The organism is Streptomyces sp. NPDC006872 (genome assembly GCF_040635845.1).
Classification (GTDB): domain Bacteria; phylum Actinomycetota; class Actinomycetes; order Streptomycetales; family Streptomycetaceae; genus Streptomyces.
Map to the genome: position 1 here is coordinate 98,189 of NZ_JBEYIL010000029.1, position 6,937 is coordinate 105,125.

Genomic DNA, 6,937 nt, shown 5'->3' on the forward strand with positions numbered 1-6,937 from the left:
CCGGCGCCACGCTGCGCCAGCAGTGGGAGGCCCTCGCCCCCGAACTCGCCGGGCACGTCGTGGCGGTCGGCTACGACCCTGACTCCGGACGGCTCACTGTGTGCCCGGAGTCTGCGGCATGGGCGACGAAAGGCCCGGCTGGAACAGGCCTGGATCATCGCGGCCGCCAACACGTCGGCCGGCCGTACGGTCATCCGCTCCCTGCGGATCCTCACGCCCGGCTCCGTGCCCACGCTCACCCCGGACGACGTCGCCCCGGAAGTCCCGGCCCCGCCCACGGGCCCGGTGAGGACCAGGGAGACGGCGTGCGACGGCTACCGCCGCGCGCTCGCCGCGCACCAGGAGGCCGCGCCGCCACGCCGCGTGGACCCGGGCATCGCGGAAGCGGTGGAGCGGCAGACCCGGGCGATGCGCGAACTCAGCCGCCGCGCGTTCCCCGAACCCGAAGTCGTCCCGGACGATGCGCTGGCCTCGATCGAGCTGGCCCACCTCCGGCGCCGCCACAAAGCCGACGCCACCCGCGCGGCCGCCCTGCGTCGAGCCCGTGAGGAACGAGCAGGACAGAAAGCCGGGACCGTGTCCGCGGTACCGGGGTCGGGGCCGCTGCAGTCCACAGCGTGAACGGGAGGTGGGGGATTGGTTCGAGAGAATGCAGGCCAGCGCCCAAGGGGTGGCCGGTTGGAAAGATGATGACCCTGCTTCCGGCCCTACTCCGTTCGCCCTGTTGCCAGATCCCGTCAGCGGTGCGTCGGCCCAAGTCCCGGTGGAAGAGTGGTGGGCTGGTCTTGTGCGGGTCGTTTCCACGCACCGGACGCACCCATTTTCACACACAGCGAGTTAAGAATCGCTACTATTTGTAGTCATCACTGTCGAAGCGAGCCTCCTACCGGTCTCTCGGCCGACGGTGGAGCGCCTCGCGTGCGCCGTCTCCTCGGGTGAAGGGACAACCCGTCATGGCCACAAAGTCCAAGAAGGCCTCGCAGAAAAAGTCCGCACTCTCCGAGCAGGAGCTGATCGGATCGTTGCGGCGCTACATCCGCGCCCGCGGCCCCGAGTGGCTGGAGGATTCGAACATCACCTCCGTCGGGATCGGCCGCAAGGAAACTGGTGACCGGCAGAGTCGGCAGGTGGCACTGCAGTTCACTGTGGCCAGCAAGGTCCGGCCGGAGGAACTGGAGGCCCTGGGCACCAGCCTGATCCCCGAGACAATCACTGTCGACGATGTCGAGGTTCCCACCGATGTCATCCAGCGCACCTACACACCAAACTTCAGAACGGTGGACGAGGTCGAAAGCCCTCTGCGCAAGAGGCGGCTGAATCCGATCGAACCTGGAGTGAGTGTGGGGGTGAACGCTGAACCCCCGGAGTCCGGAACGATCGGCTGCATCGTGTTCGACAAGGCCGACGGCACTCCATACGTACTCAGTAACTGGCATGTGCTTCACGGCCACAACGGCGAGCTGGGGAGCGAGGTCGTTCAGCCTGGCCCACATGACGACAACCGTGTGAGGCGAAACCGTCTCGGCGTTCTGAAGCGCTCTCACCTGGGCGTTGCTGGTGACTGTGCCGTGGCGACCATCGAGGACCGCGGCTTCGTCCAGGAGATCTTCGAGCTGGGTGTGGCGCCACGAACCCTGGGAGAACCGGAACTCGACGACAGGGTGATCAAAAGTGGGCGGACAACTGGCATCACGCACGGCATTGTTCGCCGGATTGACACCGTCGCAAAGATCAACTACGGCGGCCAGGTTGGTGTAAAAACCATCGGCTGCTTCGAGGTCGGCCCTGACGCCAACCACCCGCCGGACGACGGGGAGATCAGTCGCAGCGGCGACTCCGGAGCCGTGTGGATGTTCAAGCAGAACGGCAGCCGGGGTCCAGTGGCGGTCATGGCCGGGCTGCACTTCGCCGGCGAGGGCCAGGGCGACCCAGACGAGCACGCTCTAGCCTGCCTGTCGACCTCGGTCTTCGAGAAGCTCGAGATCACCCTGACTCCGCCGGCACCCGAAGAAATCCAGGCCGTTACGGGCTACGACCCAAATTTCCTCGGCAAGCGCATCGAAGTCCCGCATCTGGACGCTGATCTCAAACCCGAGGCGATCCTCCTCAACGGCTCCGATATCATTCCATATACTCATTTCTCGCTCACGCTGAGCAAGAAACGGCGCTTCCCGTTCTGGGTGGGTTGGAACATCGACGGCGGCTCGCTGAAGAAGCTCAGCCGCCAGGGCATCCCATTCGTCAAGGATCCGCGGCTGCCGGCCACGTCGCAGGTGGGCAACGAGCTTTACGAAAACAACCGGCTGGATCGCGGGCACATCGCCCGCCGCGCCGACCTGCTGTGGGGCAGCCTGCCGGAAGCCAAGAAGGCCAACACCGACTCGTTCTCCTACACCAACATCACCCCGCAGATGGATGACTTCAATCAGAGCTCCAAGAACGGACTGTGGGGCGAGCTGGAAGACGCCATCTTCGCCGATGTTGACGTCGACGACCTGAAGGTCAGCGTGTTCGGCGGGCCCATCTTCCAAGACGACGACCGAATTTTCCGTGGAGTAAGAATCCCCCGCGAGTTCTGGAAGATCATTATCTTCACCGAACAGGGCACGCTCAAGGCCAAGGCGTTCTTGCTCACTCAAAATCTCGACCAGCTCGAGGCCATCGAACTCGATGAGTTCCGAGTCTTCCAGGTCACCCTTGGCGAGATCGAAGACCGCACCCGTCTACAATTTCCCACGGCCCTACACAAAGGGGACGTCCTGCACGGTCCCGAATCGGTGGCCGACCGGAGTCCGCTGGATAGTCTGAGCGACATCCGGTGGGGATAAGGCCAGGACTCCATGCCTGTAACCGAACGGCCGTAATCGAGGCGGCTGACTGCCAGCACCTCGATCAGTGCGGAACGACTCACAAAAGATACCTACGGTGGAGGTTTTCGACGGTCACGGTAGATTCCTCGGCGAGGCGGCCGACTGGGCAGAGAGCACGCAAACCTGAACGGCGATGTCATGTGGCGCTAAGTTCTGTCTGCGTATTCCATGAGTAGCAACACGTAAGCCGCGACAAGCAAAGAAACCTTGGCGAACAGCAAGGTCCAAGTGACCTTGTTCACCCACGGCGGGATCCCGAGGACCTCTTCGTCGTCATAGTTTCCCACGCCGTGCAGCTTCTCAAAGGCATCCTCCTTCTTGTGGCTCCAATAGGCCCATGCGCTTGCCTTCCAAAGAAACTGGAACATGTCCAGGAAGATCGCAACCGAAAGTGCCAGGCCAGCCCAAAAGAGTCGGAGTGCGAGTCCCCCTTTCGGAGGGTGGAGGCCTCCCGACAGCAGCCAGAACACCGCAATTCCACCGAGGGCCAATTGGCGAGCAACCTGACTAGCCGTGTCGCTAGCCTTGTAGAAATTATCTCGTGCCTCCCAGAGCTTCATCAGCTCTTCGGCCCCTTGCTGCCATTTGACTTACCCACTCCTGCTTTCCTTGTCGTAGCCTTCTTTGCGGGAGCCCTCTTCACTGTCGCCTTTTTAGCTACTGATTTTTTCGCCGCTGTCTTTTTGGCGGCAGTAGTCTTCTTCGCTGTCGCCTTCTTGGCCGTGGTATTCTTCGCAGCCGCCTTTTTGGCCGTCGCGGAGGCATCGCCGGTCATGCTGCCCTTGGGGGCCTTCTTGACGGCGACCTCGCCACCGCGCGGGAGCTTCTTCGACCCGCTCGCCAGGTCCTTGAAGCCCTGGCCTGCGCGAAAGCGCGGCACGGACGTCTTCTTGACCCGAACCCGCTCGCCCGTCTGGGGGTTGCGGGCGTAGCGGGCCGGCCGGTCGACCTTCTCGAACGAACCGAAGCCGGTGACCGACACCCGGTCTCCGGCGACGGTCGCGCGGACGATGGCGTCCAGGACCGCGTCGACCGCCTCGGCGGCCTGCTGGCGGCCGCCCAGCTTGTCGGCAATCGCTTCTACGAGCTGCGCCTTGTTCACGTCGATTCCATGGGTTTGAAATTATGGCTTACCTGACCATATGCACGGCTTGCTCGGGAATCCCGGAGGTGCGGCTACCATCCGCGCCATCTCCTCCCGTTGGCCCATTGACGACCCTCCTGGCCAACTCACTCGGCGTTGTTGCCTACGGAGGGGCTTGCCGAGAGCTACCTGGGCGGCTCGGTGATCTCGGTGTGGGAGCACATGGAGCCGCTGGTGACGGTGGAACGGGCCCGGCGCGCACAGAACGCCCTGCCCGATCCGGACCGATGGCAGCAGTACTTCGAGAACCTCTACCACCTCGTCCGCGAGACGCCGGCTGAGCACGCCCGGGCACGGTCACGGCTGTGGCGGTTGCCCGTCTGATCAGCGTCCCGGCCGCCGCCGGGGTGAACCAGCCGTTCGTACCGACGCCGTGCGCACCGCTCGGCTCCTGGCCGACGGTGCCGCACCCTCTCCCGTCTACCGGAGTCCGCCGCCGCGGGGCCGTTGCTCCAAGACGTTCCGCTCATCGAGCGGACGCCGCAAGCCCGCATCGACCAGTTTCCGCTTGGTGCCTTCTCAAGCCGCAACCTCCCCTGGTCTGCGGCGGGAGGGCAGATACCCCGGGGTGAGGGCTGGTTCGTCATCCGCGCTCACAGGGGGGGACGTGAGGTTGCGTAGTTGGTCGACGCGGGCGGGCTGGGGGAGCGGGATGGTGCCGATTTCGGAGTGGTGCTGGCGGGTGATGTGGGGGTGGAGTTCCATGCAGGGCGGGCCGAGCAGGGGGGCGGTCGCCGCTGCTCGCCGAACTCGGCCGCCGGGTCCCGGACACCGGCCGGGGCCAGTTGGCGTTCGCGGCCCGGGTAACCACCGCCAGCCACGAAGCCGCTGCCGATCTCGCTGCTTTCCTCACCCGCTCCGCCGGGACGACCGACCCTGCGGGCAGCCCGGCATGAGCGAGTGCCAGGAGCACGAGGGCGTTGTCGCGGTCTGGGCACCACGCGGGTGGTGGGGCAGCGCGGATTCGGCCACTTCTGATCATTGACCAGCTCACTGCGGACGCAGGCCGGTACGGTCGATCAGTTTGCGGCTGATGCGGGCCGCTGCGGGGAAGTGTTCCGGCGGCGCGTCGTGACAGGGGGTACGAGTGGGCGAGATCGATCACGAGATAGCCGATGAGGTCGTCGGCCTCCAGGCGGACATCAGCTCGGTGCTCCAGGAGTTACAGGGCATGCCTGAAGACCATCCGCACTATGAGGCGCTCTTCGCGCAGCTGGTCAACGCCGGATCGGCGCTGCTGTCGTACGAAGCCCAGGCCCCGGCGAAGCGGGAAGAGCCGCACCGGCAGGTCAGCAAGAGCGCCCTCACCTGGTCGGGTCGGGTGCACGCGCTCGGGGCCGTGCTGCTCGGTCTGGCGCCGCTGACCGGCTGGATCGGCTGGGGCTGGGTGGCTCTCGCCGTCTTCCAGCTGCTGTTCGGTCTCCTGGCCACCGGGATGGACGCCCCGGTACAGGGGCACCGGGAGCTGCGCATCGCGGCCGGCGTCTTGGGAGCGGTCACCGTGCTGGTGCCCCTGCTCGTCTTTGGTGTGCTGTCCGGATGGTTCTGGATCGCCGCGGCCGTCGGCTGGATCGGCAGCTTCGTCCTGGCGACCGACGCCGACGCCGCACACACGCGGGAAGGGAAGGCGGCAGCGTGAGCTTGGAAGGGGCGTACACGAGCCTGGACCGCAAGGTCCACAGCCTTGAAACCAGCCTGCAGCACACCTTGTCCGAGGTGAGCTTCAAACTGTCGGAGGTGGAGGACGCCGTCGACCAGATGGAGGGCATTCCCCGCCGGGTCGACAGTCTCGAGTACGACCTGCGGGAAGCGAAGGCGGAGACTGAGCGGGTCGAAAGCGACCTCGGTGACAGCATCTCGGAGGTCGACGGGAGCGTGGACCGGCTTGCTACCCGGGTGGCGGCGCTGGAGCGGTATCTGCGCCAAGCCGAGGGCGCCGTCGTCGTCGACCTCGATGAGGACCGAGGGGACGAGCTGCACGCCCTGGCGGTCACCGTGAACAAGGGCCTCGATGCGCGTGCCGGCCTGCTGGCCGACTACGAGCGCTCCCGGTTGAAACTGGCCGGTGACCATCTGGGGCACGCCCTGAAGGAGCGGGGCCGGCACCGTGCCGCGGTCCTTCTCGCCGCCGCGGTCCTGGCCACCACGCAGGCGGGAGACGCTGAGCGGAAGGCGGCCGAACTCGACTTCAAGGCCTCCGCGCCCAAGGCCCGGGAGGTTCACAGCCGGATCGGGCCGCTGACGACCAGCGCGGAGGCGGCCCGGCAGAAGCTGGAGGCGGATGACGTTCTTCGGGCGAAGAATGCCAAAGTGATCGACGCGGGCCAGCGGGCGAACGCGAAGCTGCAGCTTCGGCTGCGCAGCCGGCTCTCCGAAGCACTCAGCGGCACGGAGCTGCTGCCGGTGTGGTTCGTCACCGTGCTCGGCCCGATGGCGCCTTCCCGGAACGCCAACGACTGGATGGACGCCGCGACCGATGTCCTGGCCTACCGGGTCACCTACCGGATCACCGATCCTGTGGTCGCCCTTGGCGCTCCGCCTGACGGCCACCGCGCCCCGCGCCGTACAGCGTGGCACCAGGAGCTGACGCGGGAGCTGAGGCGCTGGGGGTAGTGGGTCGAGCAACTGCCCTCTCCCAAGCAAGCAGGGGAGCCGCGTCACCCCCCCCCAGCCGGATGAACCTCCAATCCGCCGTCGGCGTTAAGCACCGGACGACGGCCCGGATAGGCACGTCGTGCAGTGTCCAGGTCACGCTCGTCGAAGTCGCCGACGAAGATGAGCACGCCGTGGACGATTTCCACCTTCTGGGCGACGGTGGCCACCGGCTGAGAGGTCGTTTTCACCTGATCTATTGCGGTGTATCCATGTTTCTACCGTCCGGCGATCTGGTGCTGGTGGGGCTGTCGGGATGGTGGTGCATGCC

Annotated in this window: 8 protein-coding genes and 1 pseudogene; 7 read left to right on the plus strand and 2 right to left on the minus strand. The window is 65.9% G+C overall.

The window, feature by feature from the left end:
- Nucleotides 1–11: 11 nt before the first annotated feature.
- The 3 genes and pseudogenes from ABZ725_RS48720 to ABZ725_RS48730 all read left to right on the plus strand — a co-directional run.
- Nucleotides 12–71: pseudogene (locus tag ABZ725_RS48720) on the plus strand (hypothetical protein); the annotation flags it as partial.
- Between the two features lie 154 nt (nucleotides 72–225).
- The gene (locus ABZ725_RS48725; protein ID WP_358808820.1) at nucleotides 226–621 is read left to right on the plus strand and encodes a hypothetical protein; all 396 of its coding nucleotides are present in this window, start codon (nucleotides 226–228) and stop codon (nucleotides 619–621) included.
- Between the two features lie 332 nt (nucleotides 622–953).
- Complete coding sequence (locus ABZ725_RS48730; RefSeq protein ID WP_358808821.1) at nucleotides 954–2,828, plus strand: DNA/RNA non-specific endonuclease; 1,875 nt, start codon at nucleotides 954–956, stop codon at nucleotides 2,826–2,828.
- Between the two features lie 188 nt (nucleotides 2,829–3,016).
- Here ABZ725_RS48730 and ABZ725_RS48735 read toward each other — a convergent pair whose 3' ends face one another.
- Nucleotides 3,017–3,430: a hypothetical protein gene (locus tag ABZ725_RS48735; RefSeq protein ID WP_358808822.1), complete on the minus strand. Its 414-nt coding sequence runs from the start codon at nucleotides 3,428–3,430 to the stop codon at nucleotides 3,017–3,019.
- Nucleotides 3,430–3,972 (minus strand): HU family DNA-binding protein, encoded by a 543-nt coding sequence (locus ABZ725_RS48740; protein WP_358808823.1) that lies wholly within the window; start codon nucleotides 3,970–3,972, stop codon nucleotides 3,430–3,432. The genes ABZ725_RS48735 and ABZ725_RS48740 overlap by 1 nt, the downstream gene beginning before the upstream one ends.
- A 141-nt stretch (nucleotides 3,973–4,113) precedes the next feature.
- Here ABZ725_RS48740 and ABZ725_RS48745 point away from each other — a divergent pair, with 141 nt between their 5' ends.
- From ABZ725_RS48745 to ABZ725_RS48760, 4 genes are all read left to right on the plus strand, one after another.
- A complete protein-coding gene (locus tag ABZ725_RS48745; RefSeq protein WP_358808824.1) occupies nucleotides 4,114–4,338 on the plus strand; it encodes a hypothetical protein in 225 nt (74 codons plus the stop codon).
- A gap of 763 nt (nucleotides 4,339–5,101) precedes the next feature.
- Nucleotides 5,102–5,653, plus strand: coding sequence for a hypothetical protein (locus tag ABZ725_RS48750; protein WP_358808825.1), 552 nt, complete (start codon nucleotides 5,102–5,104; stop codon nucleotides 5,651–5,653).
- Nucleotides 5,650–6,627, plus strand: coding sequence for a CopG family transcriptional regulator (locus ABZ725_RS48755; RefSeq protein WP_358808826.1), 978 nt, complete (start codon nucleotides 5,650–5,652; stop codon nucleotides 6,625–6,627). The genes ABZ725_RS48750 and ABZ725_RS48755 overlap by 4 nt, the downstream gene beginning before the upstream one ends.
- A gap of 62 nt (nucleotides 6,628–6,689) precedes the next feature.
- A partial coding sequence (locus ABZ725_RS48760; protein ID WP_358808827.1) for a hypothetical protein occupies nucleotides 6,690–6,937 on the plus strand: 248 nt, incomplete at its 3' end.

What these genes read in the sequence shown, in the direction of transcription:
- ABZ725_RS48730 (WP_358808821.1), top strand. Translation starts at nt 954, where the DNA reads ATGGCCACAAAGTCCAAGAAGGCCTCGCAGAAAAAGTCCGCACTCTCC.
- ABZ725_RS48735 (WP_358808822.1), bottom strand. Translation starts at nt 3,430, where the DNA reads ATGAAGCTCTGGGAGGCACGAGATAATTTCTACAAGGCTAGCGACACG.